Source organism: Zoogloea sp. GDB6 (genome assembly GCF_056724105.1).
The window spans coordinates 3,533,247-3,551,913 of the sequence record NZ_CM161497.1; the positions used below are offsets into that span (position 1 = coordinate 3,533,247).

Here is an 18,667-nt window from a genome sequence, read left to right on the forward strand (position 1 = left end):
CACGATGCCCTTCGCCCTCGCCCGCAAGCTCTCCCGCCGCAGCCTGCTCCAGCTTGCCGTCGCCGCGCTGCCGCTGGCCGCCGTCGGCAATGCCCACGCCAACGCCGAGATCGGCCAGCCGGCCCCGGCCTTCACCGCCCAGGGCGCCGACGGCAAACCGGTCAGCCTGGCCGCCTACAAGGGCAAGACGGTGGTGCTCGAATGGACCAACCACGAATGTCCCTTCGTCGTGAAGCACTACGAGAGCGGCAACATCCCGCAACTGCAGAAGGACGCCACCGCCAAGGGCGTGGTGTGGCTGCAGGTGATCTCCTCGGCCCCCGGCAAGCAGGGCCACGTGGAAGGCGCCTCGGCGATCAAGATCAACGGCTTCCGCAATGCCGCGCCGAGCGGCGTGGTGCTCGACCCGGACGGCAAGCTCGGCAGGCTCTACGGCGCGCAGACCACGCCGCACCTGTTCATCGTCGATCCGGCCGGCAAGCTGGTGTACAAGGGCGGCATCGACAGCATCCCGTCCACCCGCAAGGACGACATCGCCAAGGCCGACAACTACGTCAAGCTGGCTCTCGCCGACCTCGCCGCCAACCGCCCGGTAGCCCACGCCAGTACCAAGCCCTACGGATGCTCGGTGAAGTACGCGGACTGAAGCACGCGACCATGACAAAGGGGCGGGCCGCCGACCATACGGCGCCCCGCCCCTCTCTCATTCAATCCATCATCCCGCCACAGTGGGAATCAGATCGCGGGACGATCAGTCCCTCCGCTCGCTGCGGCGCTCCAGATCCTGCTCGAAGGCGGCGATGATGGCCTCTTCCCGCGTGTCGAACAGCGGCCCCGGCAAGCCGGCATAGCTGGCCAGCGTCGGCGCGTCACTGTCGTCGCTGGGAAAATGGAACAGGAACTCCCCATCCGGCGTCGCATACACGCTGAACAGGCTGTTGGCGTACACCACCGGCAGCTCGGCCGCCAGGCTGCCGATCTCCACGTCGTAGAGTTCGCAAGCCGCCTCTAGCGCGGCTTCATAGCTGTCCTCGAAAGGACTGTCCTGGTAGGTGTCGTCGTCGAGTTCCACGCCGGCCGCTTCATACACATAGCCGCCTGCCTGGGGCACGTGCCAGATCGCGAAGTCGATGTGTTGGAAAACCTTGCTCACCTGCTTGGCCATTTGTCTTCTCACTGATTGATGCGTGTTCGGGCCCGAACTATAGCAATGCCGGGCCCCCTCGGCGCGGCCGGATCCGCCCCCTGAATCCATCCCCCTTTGATCCCGGTTAAAGCCCTCCTCCAGCCGCCGGGCCCAGAATGCGCGACCGGAATCCGAACAGATGGCACAGAAGACATGCAGACCAGACCGTGGCTCACCCTGGCGATCAGCGCATTCACGCTGCTGGCCGCTCCCCAGGCGTCCTTCGCCGCCGACGCCCATCACCCTCATCACGAGCACCACGGCACCGCGCCGGCCGCCGGGCTGCATCTGAACGCCGGCGCCCAGTGGGAAACCGACGCCCCGCTGCGCCAGGTGATGGACGACATCAACCGGGCGCTGGCCCGTGCGCTGCCAGCCATCCACGGCGAGCGGTTCGGCAGGCGCGACTACGCGGCCCTCGCCGCCACCGTCAACCGGAAGGTCGCTTATGCCGTCGAACACTGCCGGCTGGCACCGGAGGCCGACGAAGTGCTGCACCTCGTCATCGCCGACATGCTGGGGGGCGCGGAGATGATGCGGAGCAAGCTCCCCGCCCAGCGCCACGCCGGCGCCGCCCGCCTGCACCGGGCGCTGCAGGACTACGGCACCTACTTCCAGCACCCTGGCTGGCAGTCCGCGGCCGACTGACGAACGCGGCCCGTAAACGAAAAACCCGATGGCGCGGGGGGCGGCATCGGGTCGTACGCTGCCCCCGCCGGGCGGGAGCAACCGTCATCCTGTTGAGGATGATTACTGCATCAGCGACATGACCATCTGGGACATGCTGTTGGACTGCTTCAGCATGGAGGTGCCGGCTTGCATCAGCATCTGCTTGGAGGTCATGTTGGCGGTTTCGGAAGCGTAATCCACGTCCATGATCCGGCCCTTGGCGGCAGCCGTATTGGTGCTCATGTTGGCCAGGTTGTTGTAGACGTGGTCGAGGCGGTTGGCCGCGGCACCGAGGGCGGAGCGCACGGTGCTGACCGCCGCAATGGCGGTTTCCAGCTTGGTGATCGTACCGTTTGCGCCTGCAACGCTGGTGATGTCGGTGCCGGGGGTACCGGGGGTCGTGTAGGTACCCGATGCGGCGCCCAGAGCGGTGTCCAGAGCAGTCATATTGGAGGTCTGGTCGACGATCATCGTCTCACTGGCGCTGGCGCCGATCTGGAACGTCACCGAACCGGCGATGGTGCCGCCTTTCAGCAGCTTGGTACCACCGAAGGTCGTGTTGTTCATGATGTTGGTCAGTTCGTCGCCCAGCGAATCGTATTCCGCCTGCATCGAAGTCTGGTCGGCCGAGGAGGAGGTTCCGTTGGCGGACTGGGTCGCCAGATCCTTCATGCGCTGCAGGATGTCGGTGACTTCCTTGAAGGAGCCTTCGGCGGTCTGCATCATCGAGATGCCGTTCTGCGCATTGCGCTGGGCCACCGCCATGCCGCGGGTCTGGGAGTCCAGACGGGTGGCGATCTGCAGGCCGGCCGCATCGTCCATCGCGGAGTTCACGCGGAAGCCGGTGCCCAGACGGGCCATCGAGGTGGACAGATTCTTCTGGGTCGCAGCGAGAGAGTTCTGCGAGGTCAGGGAGGCGATGTTGGTGTTGAGGCTCAGCATGGCAAGACTCCTAATCTAGGTTGTTCATTCAGGGCACCCGTTCCTGCGCCCTCATCAGTCAAAGGCGACTGCCCGCCGAAAATCCTTAAATCATTTCGAGAAGATTTGCCGACCAGGAGTGGTGAACCGCCATTCGCGCGACAGGTCTGCCGCCCGCCGGGCACGACATGGAAAGCAGACGAGGAATGCGCGCGTTCCCAGCGCATCGACGCGAGAACGGACCGGGGAGAAGGACGACGCGGAGGAGCTGAGGCGGCGGGGACTAGGCCCGCCCCAGCAGGGCCGAGACCCGTTCGCGGGTGAGGCCGTGGGTGGCCGGCAACACGTCGGCCAGCGCGGCGAAAGAAGCCGTACGGGCCTGAGTCTCGAATTGGGTCGCCAGACCTTGGGCGCGCTGTGCCTCCTCGGCATCCGGCGCACCCACATCCGCCGCCAGGTGGGCCAGCGCGCTGTCGGTGGTGCTTTGCAGGGTATCCAGCGCCTGCCCAGCCAGCACCACGGCACGCAGCGTCTGGCGCTGGGCCGCCGGGCTGTCGGCTTGCCAGGTATCGGGACGGATTGCCGCCGCATTGGCATCGATGCGCACGCGGCTGAACTGACCAGTCGGGTAGCGCCGGCCCTCCCCCTTGATCTGCAGGCTGTCGCGCACCGCCGGCCAGTCGGTTTCTGCCGCGCTGAACTGCAGCACGCCGTCGGCATCCGCCGCCACGCGCACGCCGAGCGGCGCCAAAGCCAGATCAAGGCGCCGACCGAGAGTGACCGGCGACAGGCCCGGCTCTACGGACACCGGAGCCGATGCCTGACCACGCACCGAAAACTGTAGTTTCTCCGCATCACCCGCGGCGACATTGGGCGTATCGAGGCCGCGCAGCCTGAAACCCTGACGGGCCGTACCGGCATCCACCAGGCGCAGCGCCCCATCCACGCTGCCGTCGGTAGCCACCGGGCGGGCCTGCCACAGATCAGCGAAGCGCCGCACCTGCTGCGCTGCCCGTGCATCGGCCGCCGGCTGCCCGGCCAGCGCGTCGCCGAGCCCCTTCTTGAGATCGACCAGCAGCGCTTGCGCGCGGCCGGTGAAGACCCGGGTCTGCTGCAGCGCCGAGGTCTGCCGGTTGAAGCCTTCCTTCAGGGACAGTCCGCCCCCCGCCGGCATGGCGAACTGCGCGGCGCGTTGCGCCAGCGCCTCCCGCCCTGCCGCGGCCGAACCGGGCCCACGTGCAGCGGCGACGGAAGCGCCGGCCGCCGTCGCGCCGCGGGCCTGGATGGCGGAGATCTGCATCGATGCCGCCATCGATCAGATCACGTCGAACAGGGACAGCTGGCTGACCCGCGCATAAGCCTTCTGCGTGGCCTGCGCCGCCTGGGTGTAGCCATTGAGCTTGATCACCGCGTCGCCATAGTCGAGCTGTCCGAGGTCGATCAAGGCCTGCTGGTTGGACAGGCTGACGTTGGCGAAATTGCCGTCCAGGGTTTCGAGAATGTTCTGCATGCCGCCCAGATGGGCGATCTTGCTGCTGAACTGGCCCATCGTCGTATCGATGGTGTCGAGGGTGGCGGTCAGTTGCGCCCGCGTCGCCGGCACGTTGGCGCTCGCCCCCGGGGCGCTCAGTGCGCTGCCCGTAGCTTCCAGCTGGTTGAGCATCGCGGCCATCTCTTCGACGGTCACGTTGGCGCTCTGCGTCACGCCGTTGCCGACGGCCACCTGCTGCTGCCCCAGATTGCCCTGGTAGCTGTAACGGGAGCCGGCAGGCTGCGTCGGGTCATAAACGATGGGTTGCGTCGACGTCTTGGTGCCGGAGAAGAGGTAGCGCCCTTCCTGATCCCTGGCGTTGGCACCGTAGAACAGGCTGTCGCCGATCGCCTTGAGGGACGACGTCATGGCAGCCACGTCTTCCGCCGAGTTGCCCCCGTCGAGGGCCCACACCATCAGGTCGCGGGCGCTCATCATGTCCGAGTTCATGCTGTCCAGGCTGACCTCGTTCTGGCTCAGACGGACCTTCAGCGCACCGATATTGTCGCGATACTGCTTGACCGCGGACTCTTCCCGGTTCAAGCGGGAAAGACGCACATCGGTGATCGGATCGTCGGACGGAAGCAGCAGCTTCTGCCCCGTGGACATCTGCTGCATGACCGTCTCGAGCCGGGATGAAGCCGTCTGCAGCGTGCTGCTCATCGTGCTGTGGTACTGGGTCGTGGATATGCGCATCGCTGGCCTCACTGGTTTTCAAGGGACTCGGTCGGTGCCGCCGCCACTACGTTCTGGTGCCGTTCCAGCTCGGCCACGGCATGTTCGACGATGGTCTCCGCCGACGCCGACAGGTCGGTAAAGCGGCACCCGACCACGTACTGCTGGCCGAGCAGAAAGGTTTGCAGAAGCCGCCGCGAGCGGACTTCGAGTTCGGTCTGGAAGCTGCGCCCCGACCCGAGTTCGACCCATACGCGCGGCAGACGCCGCCCGACGTAGAGCAGCGTGGCCTGCGTCGGCGATGCGCGCAGTCCGATGCCACCACGGGCGAGATCGTCCACGCCCAACACACGGATCCGCCCACCCAGGGTGAACTCGGCCATGAAGGGCAGGCCGACCGGCGCCGGCACCCGCGTGTAGCGCCGCCGCTGGACGAAGGCCGGCTCGACGTTCTCCGGGCTGCCATCCGGGGCGATGGGCAAGGACGATGGGCCGGGCATCCGTCAGCCCAGCATCGACAGCGTGGCGTCGAACAGGTCGTTGGCCACCGCGATGACCTTCATGTTCGACTTGTACATCTGCTGGTACTGAACCAGGTTCATCGCCTCTTCATCCTGGTTGACGCCGCTGGTGGAGGCCCAGCTGTCCTCGCTCTGGCTGCGCACCGTCTGGGCCGTCTTGAGGGAAGTCTGGTTCTGCTGGCTGCTCATGCCCAGCTTGCCGACCAGTTGCGTCACCGCGTCGCCGAGGCTCACCGTCCCCAGCGATGCCAAGGCCAGCGGCGCCTGCTGAATGGCGATCACCTGCTTCAGGTTGGCGCTGTCGCCGGGCAGGGTGGGATCGGACGAAAAGCCGAGCGCCTGGGCAGAGATGGACGAATCGACCCGCAGCATGCCGGTCACGCTGCTCGCATCGAAGATGAACAAGGGCTTGCCGGGGCTGCCGTCCATGCCGTAGCCGGCTTGCAGCTGGGTGTTGAAGGCCGACGACATCTGGCTCGCCATATCGGTGATCGACTGCATGGTCGGCACCAGCACGCCGTGCTCCAGTTCGTCCAAGCCGCCGAGCTGGCCGCCCAGGCCACTGACCGGCAGCTTGAAGCTCTCCTTCGCGAAATTCACGCTGAGAATCTGCGAGCCATCCACCTTGGTACTCACCCCCAGCGTGGCGGCAATACCGCCGACGACCAGCGGCTGGCCGGAACGCAGGGACACGCTGCGCGTGCCGTCGTTCTGGTCCACCACCTGCACGCCGACCAGGCTGGCCAGCGAATCGACCTTCTGATCCCGCTCGTCGATCAGGCCCGAGGCATTGACCCCACTGGCCATGGCGGCGGAGATCTGCTTGTTCAGCGTCGCGACGTCCGTCGACAGCGTATTGACCTGGCTGACCGCCGCGGTGCGCTGCTGCTGCACCGACGCACGCTGGTTGGACAGCACCTGGTTGAGGCTGTTGAAGCGCTGGGCCATCGCCTCGCCGGTGGTGATCACCTGCTGGCGCAGCGGGCTCGACGTGGGGTCCACGCTGGCCGCATTGAGCGCGCTGAAGAAGGCGTCCAGGCCGCTGTTGAGGCCGGCGGTCGAGTCGCCCATCACCTGCTCCAGCTGGGTCAGGTAGGGCTGGGTGACGGTGTACTGGCCGAGGCTGGTCGCGGCCCGCCACATCTGCTGGCTCTTGTAGCTGTCGGCAAAGCGCGTCAGCGCCGACACCTCGACGCCACTGCCGGCGGACAGGCCGCTGTTGGCCGGCTTGAGGGCGGTCAGCAGCACGCCCTGCCGGGTGTAGCCGGGCGTCATGATGTTGGCGGTGTTCTGGCTGGTCGCGTTGAGGGCGACCTGGGCGGCCAGGCTGCCGGACAGTGCGTTGTTGATGATGCTCATGGGCAGGCGGTTCCTGTGTCGGGGCGGCGGGAATGCGACAGCCCCTTTCTCGCGGAAAGGCGACCTTTCAGGGCCGCGGCTTAAACGGGATGGCGGCCGGAACCGGGCCGGCGGAGGCTGGCTGCGCCGCATTACCGCCGGCTGCCGGGCTGCGTGCGTCGGGCAACAGCTGGGCGAGGATCGCGTCGGCCACGCCGAAGGCGCGCTGCCCGGCGAGCACGTCGGCCAGCTTGCCGTCGGCGAGCTCCAGCATGTCCTGGTTGATGTGGCTCTGGAACATGCTGTCCTCGTCGGCCATCTCCCGCGTCACGCTGCGCATCTGCTTGAGCATGTCGGCGATGAAGAAGGACTCGAACTTCTCGGCGGCGGCCACCACGCGGGCGCGCTCGGCGTCGTCCCCCCCGGCGCCGCGCGGCAGGTCGAGGGTCTGCTCGGCAGCCGTCGGGGCCACCGATGATGACAGGGCTGGATTCAGTTTCACGGGCCTCTCCTAAATGACGATCAGTTCGCCGTCGATGGCGCCGGCCTGGTCGAGGGCCTGCAGGATCGCCATCACGTCGTCGGGATTGGCGCCGATGCTGTTCACGGTGTCGATGATGGCCTGCAGGCTGACCCCGGACGGCCACTTGAACATGCGTCCACCGCTCTGCTCCACCTTCACCTGGGACTGGGGCACCACCGTCGTCTGGCCGCGGCCGAAGGGGCCTGGCTGGCTGACCTGCGGCATCTCGGAGATGACAACCTTCAGCGACCCGTGGGAGATCGCCGCGGCGCGCACCCGCACCCCTTCCGAAATCACCACGGTGCCGGTGCGCGAGTTGAAGATGACCTTCGGGCGGCTCTCGCCGATGTCCACCGGCAGCGTCTCCAGGTCGGCGACGAAGGCCACCCGGCGGGTCGGGTCGGGCGGCGCGATGACGTCCACGCTGGTCGCGTCGCGGGTGCTGGCGAGCTGGCCGTAGCGGCGGTTGATCGCCTCGACGATGTTGGTCGCGGTGCGGAAATGGGGGCGCTTGAGGCTCAGGCGGATCGTCGGCTGGGTGTCGAAGTCGCTCTCGATCTCCCGCTCGACGGTGGCGCCGTTGGGAATCCGCCCCGAGGTCGGGCTATTGACCGTCACGCTGGAGCCGCTGGCCCCCTGCGCCGCGACGCCGCCGACCACCAGCTGGCCCTGGGCCAGCGCATAGATCTCCCCGTCGGCGGCGCGCAGCGGCGTTAGCAGCAGCATGCCGCCGCGCAGGCTCTTGGCGTCGCCCATCGACGACACCGTGATGTCGAGCTGCTGGCCGCGCCGGTAGCCCGGTGGGAAGACCGCACTGACCATCACCGTCGCCACGTTCTTCAGACGCGAGGCGTTGCCCTCCGGCGGCTTGATGCCGAACTGCTTGAGCATGTTGCTCACCGACTGGCTGGAGAACTTGACCTGGGTACTGTCGCCGCTGCCCTGCAGGCCGACGACGAGGCCGTAACCGAGCAGCTGGTTCTCGCGCACGCCCTCGACGCTGACCAGCTGGCCGAGGGCCTGGGCGGCATGCACCGCGGAGACGGGAAGGAGCAGCGCGGCAGCAAGGCCGAGCAGGCGCAGACAGGCGTTCATGGACGGACTTTCAGAAAGGGCTCCAGGGGCTGTTGAAGAAGCGGTTCAGCCAGCCCGGCTCGTTGGCGTCGGCCAGCGTGCCGCGCCCGGAATAGGCGATGCGTGCGTTGGCGATGCGCAGGGATGAGACGCGGTTCTCGGTGTCGATGTCCGACGCACGCACGTAGCCGGCCAGGCGCAGCAGCTCCTCGCCCTGGTTCAGGTACAGGCTCTTCTCGCCGCTGACACGCAGGAGGCCGTTGGGCAGCACCTCCTGCACGATGACGGTGATCGCCCCCTGCAGGGTGTTCTGCTGGCGACTCGACGCGTTGCCGGCAAAGTTTCTGTTGGCGTCGAAGCCGAGGCCGGTGCTCTTCACCGCCTTGCCGAACAGCGTGACCGGCGCCAGCGTCGCCCCGCTCTTCTTGTCGATGGCGGTGTCCGCCGACTTGCTGGCCTGGGTGGTCTCTTCCAGCTGCACGGTCAGCACATCGCCGGGACGGAAGGCGCGGCTGTCGGCGGTGCTGGCCCACGGCTGCTCGCCGGAGAAGACACCGCCGGCCCGCGCCTTGCGCGTCGCCGGCACGGGGATGTTCGGACGGCTGCCGTCGTCGAGGGGCGGGATCTGGGCGGGCTGGATCGCCGCGCACGCAGCCAGCAGGCCGGCCGCGCAGGCCACCAAGCCGCTCCGGAAACCAGGCAGGACGCGTGCGGCGGGCATCTCAGCGGGTCGCCTGGGCCAGGTTCTGCATCATGTTGTCAGCGGCGGACAACACCTTGGTGTTCATCTCGTAGGTCCGCTGGGCGGCGATCATGTCCACCATCTCCTCGACGACCTGCACGTTGGAGCCTTCCAGCGAACCCTGCTTGAGCTTGCCGAGCCCATCGTCGCCGGGGTTGGCATCGGTCGGTGCGCCGCTGGCGGTGGTCTCCTGGTAGAGGTTCTCGCCGAGGGCCAGCAGGCCGGCCGGATTGACGAAGTTGGCCAGGCTGATCTGCCCGACTTCCTTGGTCGCGGAAGTGCCGGACTGGGTGATCGACACAGCGCCGGTCTCGCCGATGGTCACCGAGGTGGCGTCGGCGGGGATGGTGATCTCCGGCTGCAGCGGACGGCCCTGGGCATTCACCAGCAGGCCTTCGGCATTGACCTGCAGCTGGCCGGCGCGGGTGTAGCCGATCTCGCCGCTGGGCTGCAGCACACGGAAGAAGCCCTTGCCGAGGATGGCCACGTCCAGCGGCTGGCTGGTGGTCTGCAGGTTGCCGGTGGTGAATACCTTCTGGGTGCCGACCAGGCGCGTGCCGTTGCCCAGCTGCACGCCCACCGGCGAGCTCGCCGCAGCGTTGTTGCCCTGGGTGCCGGGCTGGCGGTCCACCTGGTAGAACATGTCTTCCATGACCACCCGGTCGCGCTTGAAGCCGACGGTGTTTACGTTGGCGATGTTGTTGGCGATGGCCTGCAGCTTGGCATCCTGGGCCTGCACGCCGGTCTTGCTGATCCACATGGCGGGATTCATGGTCTTTTTCCTTTATTCGGAGATCAGGTGATTGCCGCTGGCGGCCATCGAGTCGGCCGACTTGAGCAGGCGCATCTGGATTTCGAATTCGCGGTTGAGGCTCATGGTCGCGACCATTTCCTCCACCGCCGAGACGTTGCTGCTTTCCAGGTGCTTGCTGCTGACCGTCACCGTTTCATCGGTCGGCAGGGCGGCGCCGTTGCGGGCGACGATCAGGCCGGCTTCGTTCTTGGTGAGCTGGGCGGCGTCGGCGCGCACCAGCTTCAGGCGGTCCACCGGCTGCATGTCGCGCTGGCCGGGAGACAGCACGGAAATCGTGCCGTCGGTGGCGATTTCCACCTGGCTGTGCGGCGGCAGCACGATCGGGCCGTCGTCGCCGAGCACCGGGTGGCCGTTGGCGGTCAGCGCACCTTCGCCGTCGACGGCCAGGTTGCCGGCCCGGGTGTAGGCCTCGCCGCCCTGCCAGCGCACCGCCAGCATGCCCTCGCCGCCGATCGCCACATCCAGGTCGCGGCCGGTCTCGCGCACACCGCCACCGCGCATGGTGAGGCTGTTGGCCTGCAGCTGGCTGAAGTGCCGACTGTCGTAGCCGTAGCCGGGCACCGCCTGGCTGGTGGCCAGCTCCAGGTCGGCCCGGAAGCCGCTGGTGTCGGCGTTGGCCAGGTTGTTGGCACGCACCTGCTGGGCGTGCAGCGCGCGCTCGGCGCCGCTCATGATGGTGTAGATCAGCGCGTCCATGGTTTAGATGGCCTGCATCAGGTTCTGCATCATCTGGCTTTGTGCCGAGATCACCTTGGTGTTGGCCTGGTAGTTGCGTTGGGCGGTCATCAGGCTGACCAGCTCGCCGGTGAGCTCGACGTTGGACTGCTCCAGCGCACCGGCACTCAGCTTGCCGGCCAGGCCGCTGCCTGGCGTGAAGAACAGCGGCGTCCCGGACTCGCTGGACATGATCCAGCTGGTACCGCCGGCCGGCGTCAGCGAGCCTTCGTCCGGAAAGGTCGCCAGCGCGATGGTGCCGGCCCGCTGCTTCTGACCATTGCTGTACTGGACCATGACACCACCGTCCTCGGAGATCTGGACGCTGCTCAGGGAGCCGGACGCGTAGCCGTTGGCGGCGTTGGCGCTGGTGGTGGCTTCGCCGGCAAACTGGGTGGAGCCGGCGTAGTTGATGTTCACCGTCAGCGCGTCAGCGCCGGTGGGGGTACCCAGGGCCAACGCGACCGGCGCAGCCGGCGTGGTGAGCTGGCCATTGGCGTCAAAATGCAGCGTGGTCGTCGTGGCCGGCAGCACTGCACCGTCGAAGCTGTAATGGACGGTCACTTCACTGGTAGCCGACTTGACGAAATACTGGGTCACGCTGTGCTGGGTGCCGAGGGAGTCGTACACCATCGAAACCATCGAGCCGTTGAAGGTCTGCGGATCGGCGGCGTCGAAGGGCGTCACCGTCGGCGTGCTCCAGTCGGCCGACATGTTGGCGACGTACTGCAATTGATCGGTGGCGTTGGCTGCCATCTGGCTCGCCGGCACCTTCAGATCCCCCATCGCGCCGAGGCTGGCACTCCCCGGCAGCGCCGCATAACCTTGCACGTGGCGCCCGGAGCCATCGACCACATATCCGTCCTTATTGACCGAGAAGATCCCCACGCGGCTGTAGAGGGACTGGCCGGACATATCCTTGCTGACGAAGAAGCCGCGCCCGAGGATCGCCGCGTCCATGCCGCGTCCGGTGCTCTGCACACCGCCACCGACAGCGATGCTCTGGGTCTGGGACGCAACGGTTGCCCCCGTGGCTTGAGAGCCGGCGTACTCCGACGCAAAATCGGCACGGCTCGACTTGAAGCCGTAAGTACCTGTGTTTGCAATGTTGTTACTGATGGTATCGAGCTGGGTGTTGACTGCGTTGATGCCGGACAGGGCGATTTCGAAGCTCATGATGGATTCCTTGTGACGGGGCTATGCGTTGGGCACGGTCGGAAAACTCAACCTGCGGGACTGTTGAAACCGGTGATCGCCGACGACGCGACCTCACCGACATGGGTGACCTTCAGGAGCACGCCCGACGTACCGGAGACACGGACGCTCTCCAGCTTGCCGGTGATGTCCACCGCCGGCGTCGCGCCGCTGTCGGTCTTGACGGCAATGCTATAACGGCCGGGCGCCAGACCCAGGCTGGCCGGATCGAGGCTGAAGGTGTTCACGCCCACGCCGCGGCTGCCGAGGGCCACGCTATGGGCCTGGCCCAGCGCGTCGGTGAGCACGAGACTCGTCGCTCCGCTGCCGCTGGCCAGCTCGAAGCGGCCGTTGAGGGCCTCGCTGCCGAGTTCCACGCTGTCGCTGCGCACCGCCACGTCGCTGCCGATGCGCGCGCCGAGCAGCAGGGTCTGCAGGCCGTCCATCTGCGTCGCGGCGCTCTTGCCCTGGCTGACCAGGGACTGCAGCGCCGAGGTCTGGCTGAGCTGGCTCAGCTGGGTCACGAACTGGGACGGGTCCTGGGGATTGAGCGGATCCTGGTTCTTGATCTGGGCCACCAGCAGCGTCATGAACATGTCGTCGCTGACGCCGAGGCCGTTGCTCTTGACGGCCGCGCTGTCGCTGGCGGTGCTGGTCGCGCTGGTGGAGGAGTTGAAGACGGCACTCATCTCAGCTCTCCCCCATGCGCAGCAGCGCCTGCTGCATGCCCTTCACGCGGCCGAGCACTTCCACGTTGGTCTCGAAGGCGCGGGAGGCTTCCATCATGTCGGTCATCTCGGCCACCGAGTTGACGTTGGGATAGAACACCATGCCGTCCTCGTTGGCCTGGGGGTTGCCGGGCTCGTAGACTTTGCGCACCGGCTCGCTGCTCTGCACCACATCGAGCACGCGCACGCCGGCCGCTGCCGGCTGGCCGTCCGCGCTGCCCTGGTAGTAGGTCGCGAAGACCGGCTTGCGGGCGTGGTAGGTCTTGTCCTCGCTGGGCGCGGCGGTCTGGGCATTGGCCAGGTTGCTGGCCACGGTGTTGAGGCGCAGGCTCTGGGCGGTCATGGCCGCCCCGGCGATCTGCGCGATGCTTCTGAACGACATGTCTTATTGCCCCTCGATGACTCGGGCCAGGCCCTTGAGTTTCATGTTGATAAAGCTCAGGCTGGTCTGGAAATCCGACGCGTTCTGGGAGAACGCCGCCTGCTCGACACCCAGCTCGACGGTGTTGCCGTCGGCGCTGGCCTGGTTGGGCACCCGGTAGCGCAGCTCGGCGGCGTCGTTACCCACAGCGCCCCCCTGCCCGGCGACGGCCTCGCGGAGACTGGCCGCGAAGTCCACGTCGCGCGCCTGGTAGCCCGGCGTGTTTTCATTGGCGATGTTGGATGCCAGAATCCTCGTCCGCTCGGCACGCAGCTTCAGCGTGTCGGCATGGACTCCGAGAGCCTTGTCGAAATCGATACTCATGCGTTTTCCCCCCACAACTAGATCCGTAATCAATGCCCTGCTCGCCGCCGTGCTGGCCGCCGGCACCCTGCCGGCCCGGGCCGACACCGCCGGCGAGGTGGCGCGGGCGGCGCGCCAGTTCCTCAGCGCCGAAGCGGCGCGCCTGGGGCTCGTCGAGCCACAGTTCGCCGTCGAGGTGGTCGGCAGCCCGCCAAAGGCGCAGCCCTGCGCCAGACCCGTCAGCGTCGAACCCGCCGACACCCAGTTCCCGTCGCGCATGCGCTTCGTCGCAAACTGCACGGCGGCCGGCTGGAGCGAGACATACACGGTGCGCGCCGAGGTCAGCGCCCAGGTGGTGGTCGCCGCCAGCCAGCTCAACAGCGGCCAGCCCATGGTCGCCGACGACCTGCGGCTGGAGCGGCGCACGCTGGTGAGCCTGCAGGACGCGCTGTCCGATCCGGCGGCGCTCGTCGGCATGGCCAGCCGGAGAGCGCTGCGGGCGGGGCAGCTGGTGGACCGCCGCGCGCTGGCCCCGGCGGTGCTGGTGCGCCGCGGCTCCAGCGTGACCATCGTGGCGCGCAACCAGGGCATCCTGGTCAGCTCGACCGGCGAAGCCACCGAGGCCGGGCACCGCGACGACGTCATCGGCGTGCGCAACAGCGCCACCGGCCGGGTGATCCGGGCGCGGGTGACGGGCGCGAACGAGGTGGAGCCGGTCGGCATCGTTCACTCCCCCGACTGAAGCCGGGCGGCGATGCGCGCCAGCTTGGCCCCGTACTGGGGATCGGTCGCATAGCCGCCCCGGGCCAGGCCGCGGGCATAGGCGGCGACGTCGCTGCCGGTGTTGAGGGCGCCCTGGTATCGGGGGTTGTCGAGCAGCAGGCGGCCGAAGTCGCGGAAAGCCTCGCCGGGATTGGCGTAGCTGCGGAAGCGCTCGCTGCGGGTCAGCTTCGCGCCGCCTTCGTATTCGGTGGTGGCGATGCTCGCGCTGTCGCCCTGCCAGGCCCCGCCGGCCTTGATGCCGAACAGGTTGTGGGTGTCACGGCCATCCGACTGGCGGATCGGCCGCTGGCCCCAGCCCGACTCCAGCGCCGCCTGGGCGGCCAGGATGTCCGGCGACACGCCGAGGCGGCGCCCGGTTTCGGCGGCCAGCGGGGCGATGGCGTCGAGGAAGGCACGCCCGTCCGCCGGCAGCCCGTCCTCGGGAACACCCGCGCCGGCCGCTTCGACGGCCGCCGCCGGTGCCATGCCCTGGCGGGCCAGATAGGCACGCGCCGCCGCATCCAGGCCCATGACGGCGTCGCTGTCGCCGCCGCCGTTCTCGATGAAGTCCGTCACTTCCTGCTTCACGTCGCGCATCAGCGCCGCGAAATCGCCCTTGCCGGTGCCACCGGTGGGCAGCGCGATGTCGTCGGCGACGGCGTCGAAGGCGGCCGCGCCGGCACGGAAGGCGGCATCAGGCCGGAGCATAGACATCGTCTCCGTCCTTGAGCACGCGCTGCATGATCTCGTGCCGGTCCATCAGCAGCCGGCCGTTGCGCACATTGAGGGCCTTGCACTCACGCACCAGCGTACTCAGCTGTGCCCAGTCCGCCTGGGCCGTGCTGCGCTGACTCTCGGGCAGGCGGGCCAGCAGCGCGGTGACGGCCTCGGCCGGCGGCATCCCCTGCAGCGCGGCGGCGAACACGCGCAACAAGCCGTTGCGCTCCTGGCGCCGCGCGTCGAGGGTGTTGCACAGCCCGGTGATCGCCTCCGCGAGTCCGATCAACCGTCCGCTGTCATGGTGCAGGGCCGCGTCGAACTGCGCGTCGAGCTGTTCCTGCAACCGCGCGTAGTCGGCGACGTCTGCGCGCACACCGGCAGCGAGGCGGAGCAGCGCCTGGGCAGGCGTGGCGGGCGGCATCGGCTGAGTCATGAGCGGCTGCCGTGGTAGCGGTCGATCAGGCCGGCCAGCTTGCTGGCGTCGAAGGGCAGCTCGCCCTTGGCCAGGGCGTCGCGCAGGGCGTCCACCTTGGCCCGATCGATCTCGGGCATGGCCTGCAGGGCTTCCTTGGCCTGCTGCAACGCCGCCGACTGCAGCGGCGCCTGCTCGGCGGCGCTGGCGGCAGGGGCGATGGCGGGCACATTGGCGACCGGCGCGACCTCGGAAGTCGCGGCGGCGGAAGTCATCGGGATGGAAGGACCGGAAATCTTCATTCGGGACTCTCTGGGTTTGGTTCGCATGGGCTTAGCGGGCGGCGCCCTCCAGCAGGCCGCGCACGTCGGCACCCTGACGGACAGCGCCGGCGTCGCCGGCACGGGGCAGACCGACATTCACACCGTCGATCAGCGGTGCCACCGCGGCGGGCATGCCGAAGGTGGCGGACAGGCTGCGGGCCTGCTCGCTGCTCAGGATCAGCAGTTCGATGCGGCGATTCACCGCCGCACGGGGATTCTTCGGGTCGAGGGGTGCCCGGTCGGCCATGCCGACCACCTGCAGCACGCTGTCCGGACGCATGCCGCCGGCCAGCAGGTTGAGGCGCGCGCGCATGGCGCGCTCGTTGGACAGGGTCCAGTTGGAATAGGCCGACGGCCCCACGTCGGCATACGGCATGGCGTCCGTGTGGCCGAGGATCAGCATCTGGTTCTCGATGCGCGCGAACAGCGGCCCCATCTTGCGCAACAACGCGCGGAAGGGCTCGCTGGGCAGCGCCGAGCCGCGGGCGAACATGCCGCGCTGGTCGGTGTCGTGCAGCATCACGCGCAGGCCCTGGGCGCTCACCTCGGTGAGCAGGTTGCCGGCCAGGCCGGTGTCGGCGCTCAGACGCTTCACCACCTCGGCCAGCTCCTGCATGTCGGAGGCACTCTCCAAACGTGTCTTCGACAATTGCGGCTCACGCCCGGCATTGCCATCGCCATTGGAGCGCAACTTGCCTTTGGGATCGTCGCCGCGATCCGGCACCGGCAGGCGGTCGATCAGACTGCCGCGCGGCCCGCCCACCGCCTCCGGGCTGCGGCCGGCACCGTCTTCCATGAACTCGCCGCTGGCCGTGCGGGTGATGTCGGCCAGTTGCTCGGCATTGCGGGCGGCCATCACCCACAGCACCAGGAACAGGCACATCAGCGCCAGGCAAAAGTCGGCAAAGGCGACTTTCCAGGCGCTGCCATGGGCCTCTTCGTCGTGCTTGCGGGAGACCCGCTTGACGACGGCCTCGCCGTGCTTCTTGTCGGCCAGGCTAGGCATTCGCGCGCGCTCCGCCACGCCGCTGCATCACCGCATCCGGATCGCCGCTGAGGGCGTTGATCCAGCTTTCCAGTTCGGCAAAGCTCGGCTTGATGTTGAGTTGCACCAGGCGCCGGCCGGCGTCGATGGCCAGCAGCGCCGGCTTGCCCGACACGTGGGTGACCAGCACCACCTTGACGCATTCCAGGGCCGACAGCTCCCGCGTGACGACCTGCTTCATCATGTTGGCGATGGGGTCGAGCAGGCCATAGCAGAAGAAGATACCGATGAAGGTACCGACCATCGCCGCCGCCACCCGCTCGGCGATCTCGGCCGAGTTGGCGCCTTCGCCGACCGTGTTCATGGCCATCACGATGCCCAGCACCGCCGCCAGGATGCCGAAGCCCGGCATCGCCTCGGCCACCTTCGACAGGGACTTGGCGGGCTGATTCAGCTCGTCGTGGATGGACTCCAGTTCCTGCTCCAGCACGCCTTCCAGCTCGTGGGCGTTGATCTTGCCCATCGCCATCAGGCGGAAGTTGTCCACGATGAAGGCCAGCAGCTTGGGCTCGTCGAGGATCAGCGGATAGTTGCTGAACAAGGGGCTGTTGTGGGGCTCCTCCACGTGGGCGTCGAGGGCCTTCAGGCCGCCGGCCGCCGTCTGCAGCAGCTCGTACATCAGCAGCAGGAGCTGGCGCTGGAATTCCCGCCCCTGCTTGCGGCTGGTGACGATCTGGCGGATCTGCAGCCAGGTCTCGGCCAGCACGTGGCGCGGATTGCCGAGCACCAGCGCACCGACGGCCGCGCCGCCGATGATCAGCAACTCGACCGGTTGCCAGATGACCTTCAGGATGCCGCCACCGAGTACGAAGCCGCCGAAGACGGTGCCGAGAACAATGGCGATGCCGATGAGTTGTTGCATATGCGTTGCTCCGCCGGACCGGCGCTCAGTGTTGCAGGCACGCCCGCATCTTGCGCAGCGCCCCTTTGTTGATCTGGCAGACCCGCGCTTCGGTGAGGTCGAGCACCGCCGCGATCTCCTTCAGGCTCAGGTCGAATTCGTAATACAGCTGGATCACCCGCTGCTCGCGCTCGTCGAGGACCCGCAGGGCCTGCTCGATGCTGCGCCGACGCACCAGCTGCGCTTCCGGCGACGGACCGTCGGCGGACAGGCTGCCCATCTCCTGCAGCACCTCGTCGAAGCTGACCAGCACTTCGGCGTTCTCGGCGAGCAGAAACTCCTGGTAGCCATCCGGGCTCAGGCCGAGAGCCTGCATCACCTCCGCCTCGCTCGGCTCGCGGCCGATGCGGCGGCTGAGGGCGCGGATGCCGTCACGCAGGCGATGGCTTTCCTGGCGCACGCTGCGCGGCCGCCAGTCCTGGCGGCGCAGCTCGTCGAGCACCGCGCCACGCACGCGCATCGACGCGTAGGCGCCGAACTTCTCGTCGGGCGTGCCGTAGCGGCGCAGGCAGTCGAGCAGGCCGAGCAGGCCGATCTGCTCCATGTCCTCGCGCTCCATCGCCGCGCCGATCTGGGAGCGCAGCTGGCGCACGATGCGCTTCACCAACGGCACGTACTGCAGCAGGTAGCGCTGTTCGACGGCACCACCCTGCAGTTCGGCGTAACCCGCATACATGTCCATGGCCGCTTACTCGATGATCAGCTTGCTGACCATCGCCTCGACGAAGGGCTTTTCGCCGTGTTCGCGGGCATAGCGGTCGTTGAAGGCGCGGTTGATGTTGGCGGCGAACTCCTCGAGAGTCATCGCCGCGGCCTTCTCCTGGGAGTAGCGGGACAACTCCATGACCGCCACGCTACGCAGCAGCGGCAGGTGCTCCTTGGTGGTCTTCTCGCTCTTCAACGGGGTCTTGAAGACCAGGTCCATCGCCAGGTAGTGGCTCATCGACTCGCCGGGCCGCCCGCGCAGCATGACGATCACCTTCTCCAGGTTGATGTAGCGGTACTCCTGCGGATCGATGGCCGGCGCGGCTTCGGCCTTGGCGCCACCATCCTGCGGCCGCAGCATCCACCAGGCCGCGCCGGCGCCGACGCCGGCGGTCAGCACCAAGGCGCCCACCACCAGGAGGGTTCGGTTCAGTTTGTTCATCTC

At 67.8% G+C, this 18,667-nt stretch carries 25 protein-coding genes; 3 read left to right on the plus strand and 22 right to left on the minus strand.

Going from position 1 to position 18,667, the window contains the following annotated elements; translation table 11 throughout:
• Positions 1 to 4: 4 nt before the first annotated feature.
• Positions 5 to 646 carry a redoxin domain-containing protein gene (locus tag AC1PQG_RS16050; RefSeq protein WP_481118817.1) on the plus strand — a complete coding sequence of 214 codons (642 nt, stop codon included), beginning with the start codon at positions 5 to 7 and terminating at the stop codon, positions 644 to 646.
• Positions 647 to 751: 105 nt separating this feature from the next.
• Here the strand turns inward: AC1PQG_RS16050 and AC1PQG_RS16055 are convergent, their stop codons facing one another.
• Positions 752 to 1,165 (minus strand): hypothetical protein, encoded by a 414-nt coding sequence (locus AC1PQG_RS16055; RefSeq protein WP_481118818.1) that lies wholly within the window; start codon positions 1,163 to 1,165, stop codon positions 752 to 754.
• A 174-nt stretch (positions 1,166 to 1,339) separates the two neighbouring features.
• Here AC1PQG_RS16055 and AC1PQG_RS16060 point away from each other — a divergent pair, with 174 nt between their 5' ends.
• The gene (locus AC1PQG_RS16060) at positions 1,340 to 1,834 is read left to right on the plus strand and encodes a hypothetical protein (RefSeq protein ID WP_481118819.1); all 495 of its coding nucleotides are present in this window, start codon (positions 1,340 to 1,342) and stop codon (positions 1,832 to 1,834) included.
• Positions 1,835 to 1,936: 102 nt separating this feature from the next.
• Here AC1PQG_RS16060 and AC1PQG_RS16065 read toward each other — a convergent pair whose 3' ends face one another.
• From AC1PQG_RS16065 to AC1PQG_RS16130, 14 genes are all read right to left on the minus strand, one after another.
• A complete protein-coding gene (locus AC1PQG_RS16065) occupies positions 1,937 to 2,797 on the minus strand; it encodes a flagellin N-terminal helical domain-containing protein (RefSeq protein ID WP_481118820.1) in 861 nt (286 codons plus the stop codon).
• A 262-nt stretch (positions 2,798 to 3,059) separates the two neighbouring features.
• Entirely contained in the window at positions 3,060 to 4,076 is a 1,017-nt protein-coding gene (locus AC1PQG_RS16070; RefSeq protein ID WP_481118821.1) for a hypothetical protein, read from the minus strand.
• Between the two features lie 15 nt (positions 4,077 to 4,091).
• The gene (gene flgL, locus AC1PQG_RS16075) at positions 4,092 to 5,003 is read right to left on the minus strand and encodes a flagellar hook-associated protein FlgL (protein ID WP_481118822.1); all 912 of its coding nucleotides are present in this window, start codon (positions 5,001 to 5,003) and stop codon (positions 4,092 to 4,094) included.
• Between the two features lie 8 nt (positions 5,004 to 5,011).
• The gene (locus AC1PQG_RS16080; RefSeq protein WP_481118823.1) at positions 5,012 to 5,464 is read right to left on the minus strand and encodes a PilZ domain-containing protein; all 453 of its coding nucleotides are present in this window, start codon (positions 5,462 to 5,464) and stop codon (positions 5,012 to 5,014) included.
• Positions 5,465 to 5,485: 21 nt separating this feature from the next.
• Entirely contained in the window at positions 5,486 to 6,862 is a 1,377-nt protein-coding gene (flgK, locus tag AC1PQG_RS16085; RefSeq protein WP_481118824.1) for a flagellar hook-associated protein FlgK, read from the minus strand.
• A 67-nt stretch (positions 6,863 to 6,929) separates the two neighbouring features.
• Positions 6,930 to 7,343, minus strand: a complete 414-nt coding sequence (locus AC1PQG_RS16090) for a hypothetical protein (RefSeq protein WP_481118825.1) — start codon at positions 7,341 to 7,343, stop codon at positions 6,930 to 6,932.
• A gap of 9 nt (positions 7,344 to 7,352) precedes the next feature.
• On the minus strand, positions 7,353 to 8,459 hold the full coding sequence (locus AC1PQG_RS16095; RefSeq protein ID WP_481118826.1) for a flagellar basal body P-ring protein FlgI: 1,107 nt from the start codon (positions 8,457 to 8,459) through the stop codon (positions 7,353 to 7,355).
• 10 nt (positions 8,460 to 8,469) lie between these two features.
• On the minus strand, positions 8,470 to 9,159 hold the full coding sequence (gene flgH, locus AC1PQG_RS16100) for a flagellar basal body L-ring protein FlgH (protein WP_481118827.1): 690 nt from the start codon (positions 9,157 to 9,159) through the stop codon (positions 8,470 to 8,472).
• 1 nt (position 9,160) lies between these two features.
• Positions 9,161 to 9,952: a flagellar basal-body rod protein FlgG gene (flgG, locus tag AC1PQG_RS16105; RefSeq protein WP_481118828.1), complete on the minus strand. Its 792-nt coding sequence runs from the start codon at positions 9,950 to 9,952 to the stop codon at positions 9,161 to 9,163.
• 12 nt (positions 9,953 to 9,964) lie between these two features.
• Positions 9,965 to 10,690, minus strand: coding sequence for a flagellar basal body rod protein FlgF (locus tag AC1PQG_RS16110; RefSeq protein ID WP_481118829.1), 726 nt, complete (start codon positions 10,688 to 10,690; stop codon positions 9,965 to 9,967).
• 3 nt (positions 10,691 to 10,693) lie between these two features.
• Complete coding sequence (locus AC1PQG_RS16115; protein ID WP_481118830.1) at positions 10,694 to 11,884, minus strand: flagellar hook protein FlgE; 1,191 nt, start codon at positions 11,882 to 11,884, stop codon at positions 10,694 to 10,696.
• A gap of 47 nt (positions 11,885 to 11,931) precedes the next feature.
• The gene (locus AC1PQG_RS16120) at positions 11,932 to 12,591 is read right to left on the minus strand and encodes a flagellar hook capping FlgD N-terminal domain-containing protein (RefSeq protein WP_481118831.1); all 660 of its coding nucleotides are present in this window, start codon (positions 12,589 to 12,591) and stop codon (positions 11,932 to 11,934) included.
• 1 nt (position 12,592) lies between these two features.
• A complete protein-coding gene (gene flgC, locus AC1PQG_RS16125) occupies positions 12,593 to 13,012 on the minus strand; it encodes a flagellar basal body rod protein FlgC (protein WP_481118832.1) in 420 nt (139 codons plus the stop codon).
• Between the two features lie 3 nt (positions 13,013 to 13,015).
• The gene (locus AC1PQG_RS16130) at positions 13,016 to 13,375 is read right to left on the minus strand and encodes a flagellar basal body protein (RefSeq protein ID WP_481118833.1); all 360 of its coding nucleotides are present in this window, start codon (positions 13,373 to 13,375) and stop codon (positions 13,016 to 13,018) included.
• Between AC1PQG_RS16130 and flgA the strand changes: the two genes are divergently transcribed.
• On the plus strand, positions 13,374 to 14,096 hold the full coding sequence (gene flgA / locus AC1PQG_RS16135) for a flagellar basal body P-ring formation chaperone FlgA (RefSeq protein ID WP_481118834.1): 723 nt from the start codon (positions 13,374 to 13,376) through the stop codon (positions 14,094 to 14,096). The genes AC1PQG_RS16130 and flgA overlap by 2 nt on opposite strands.
• Here the strand turns inward: flgA and AC1PQG_RS16140 are convergent.
• From AC1PQG_RS16140 to AC1PQG_RS16170, 7 genes are read right to left on the minus strand one after another with little or no spacing between them, the layout of a single operon-like run.
• Entirely contained in the window at positions 14,081 to 14,824 is a 744-nt protein-coding gene (locus tag AC1PQG_RS16140) for a glycoside hydrolase family 73 protein (RefSeq protein WP_481118835.1), read from the minus strand. The two genes, flgA and AC1PQG_RS16140, sit on opposite strands and share 16 nt — an antisense overlap.
• Positions 14,811 to 15,269 carry a flagellar export chaperone FlgN gene (flgN, locus tag AC1PQG_RS16145; protein WP_481118836.1) on the minus strand — a complete coding sequence of 153 codons (459 nt, stop codon included), beginning with the start codon at positions 15,267 to 15,269 and terminating at the stop codon, positions 14,811 to 14,813. Before flgN ends, AC1PQG_RS16140 begins: the two co-directional genes overlap by 14 nt.
• Positions 15,266 to 15,550, minus strand: coding sequence for a flagellar biosynthesis anti-sigma factor FlgM (gene flgM / locus AC1PQG_RS16150; protein WP_481118837.1), 285 nt, complete (start codon positions 15,548 to 15,550; stop codon positions 15,266 to 15,268). Before flgM ends, flgN begins: the two co-directional genes overlap by 4 nt.
• A gap of 31 nt (positions 15,551 to 15,581) precedes the next feature.
• A complete protein-coding gene (locus AC1PQG_RS16155; protein ID WP_481118838.1) occupies positions 15,582 to 16,577 on the minus strand; it encodes a flagellar motor protein MotB in 996 nt (331 codons plus the stop codon).
• Positions 16,570 to 17,478, minus strand: coding sequence for a flagellar motor stator protein MotA (motA, locus tag AC1PQG_RS16160; protein ID WP_481118839.1), 909 nt, complete (start codon positions 17,476 to 17,478; stop codon positions 16,570 to 16,572). Before motA ends, AC1PQG_RS16155 begins: the two co-directional genes overlap by 8 nt.
• Before the next feature lie 25 nt (positions 17,479 to 17,503).
• Entirely contained in the window at positions 17,504 to 18,199 is a 696-nt protein-coding gene (gene fliA / locus AC1PQG_RS16165; RefSeq protein WP_481118840.1) for an RNA polymerase sigma factor FliA, read from the minus strand.
• Positions 18,200 to 18,205: 6 nt separating this feature from the next.
• Entirely contained in the window at positions 18,206 to 18,664 is a 459-nt protein-coding gene (locus AC1PQG_RS16170; protein ID WP_481118841.1) for a flagellar basal body-associated FliL family protein, read from the minus strand.
• Positions 18,665 to 18,667 lie beyond the last annotated feature (3 nt).

Bases quoted from the DNA above. Each gene is read 5' to 3' on its own strand.
- AC1PQG_RS16050 (WP_481118817.1), top strand. From the start codon at position 5: ATGCCCTTCGCCCTCGCCCGCAAGCTCTCCCGCCGCAGCCTGCTCCAG.
- AC1PQG_RS16055 (WP_481118818.1), bottom strand. From the start codon at position 1,165: ATGGCCAAGCAGGTGAGCAAGGTTTTCCAACACATCGACTTCGCGATC.
- AC1PQG_RS16060 (WP_481118819.1), top strand. From the start codon at position 1,340: ATGCAGACCAGACCGTGGCTCACCCTGGCGATCAGCGCATTCACGCTG.
- AC1PQG_RS16065 (WP_481118820.1), bottom strand. From the start codon at position 2,797: ATGCTGAGCCTCAACACCAACATCGCCTCCCTGACCTCGCAGAACTCT.
- AC1PQG_RS16070 (WP_481118821.1), bottom strand. From the start codon at position 4,076: ATGCAGATCTCCGCCATCCAGGCCCGCGGCGCGACGGCGGCCGGCGCT.
- flgL (WP_481118822.1), bottom strand. From the start codon at position 5,003: ATGCGCATATCCACGACCCAGTACCACAGCACGATGAGCAGCACGCTG.
- flgK (WP_481118824.1), bottom strand. From the start codon at position 6,862: ATGAGCATCATCAACAACGCACTGTCCGGCAGCCTGGCCGCCCAGGTC.
- AC1PQG_RS16095 (WP_481118826.1), bottom strand. From the start codon at position 8,459: ATGAACGCCTGTCTGCGCCTGCTCGGCCTTGCTGCCGCGCTGCTCCTT.
- flgH (WP_481118827.1), bottom strand. From the start codon at position 9,159: ATGCCCGCCGCACGCGTCCTGCCTGGTTTCCGGAGCGGCTTGGTGGCC.
- flgG (WP_481118828.1), bottom strand. From the start codon at position 9,952: ATGAATCCCGCCATGTGGATCAGCAAGACCGGCGTGCAGGCCCAGGAT.
- AC1PQG_RS16110 (WP_481118829.1), bottom strand. From the start codon at position 10,690: ATGGACGCGCTGATCTACACCATCATGAGCGGCGCCGAGCGCGCGCTG.
- AC1PQG_RS16115 (WP_481118830.1), bottom strand. From the start codon at position 11,884: ATGAGCTTCGAAATCGCCCTGTCCGGCATCAACGCAGTCAACACCCAG.
- AC1PQG_RS16120 (WP_481118831.1), bottom strand. From the start codon at position 12,591: ATGAGTGCCGTCTTCAACTCCTCCACCAGCGCGACCAGCACCGCCAGC.
- flgC (WP_481118832.1), bottom strand. From the start codon at position 13,012: ATGTCGTTCAGAAGCATCGCGCAGATCGCCGGGGCGGCCATGACCGCC.
- flgA (WP_481118834.1), top strand. From the start codon at position 13,374: ATGCGTTTTCCCCCCACAACTAGATCCGTAATCAATGCCCTGCTCGCC.
- AC1PQG_RS16130 (WP_481118833.1), bottom strand. From the start codon at position 13,375: ATGAGTATCGATTTCGACAAGGCTCTCGGAGTCCATGCCGACACGCTG.
- AC1PQG_RS16140 (WP_481118835.1), bottom strand. From the start codon at position 14,824: ATGCTCCGGCCTGATGCCGCCTTCCGTGCCGGCGCGGCCGCCTTCGAC.
- flgN (WP_481118836.1), bottom strand. From the start codon at position 15,269: ATGACTCAGCCGATGCCGCCCGCCACGCCTGCCCAGGCGCTGCTCCGC.
- flgM (WP_481118837.1), bottom strand. From the start codon at position 15,550: ATGAAGATTTCCGGTCCTTCCATCCCGATGACTTCCGCCGCCGCGACT.
- AC1PQG_RS16155 (WP_481118838.1), bottom strand. From the start codon at position 16,577: ATGCCTAGCCTGGCCGACAAGAAGCACGGCGAGGCCGTCGTCAAGCGG.
- motA (WP_481118839.1), bottom strand. From the start codon at position 17,478: ATGCAACAACTCATCGGCATCGCCATTGTTCTCGGCACCGTCTTCGGC.
- fliA (WP_481118840.1), bottom strand. From the start codon at position 18,199: ATGGACATGTATGCGGGTTACGCCGAACTGCAGGGTGGTGCCGTCGAA.
- AC1PQG_RS16170 (WP_481118841.1), bottom strand. From the start codon at position 18,664: ATGAACAAACTGAACCGAACCCTCCTGGTGGTGGGCGCCTTGGTGCTG.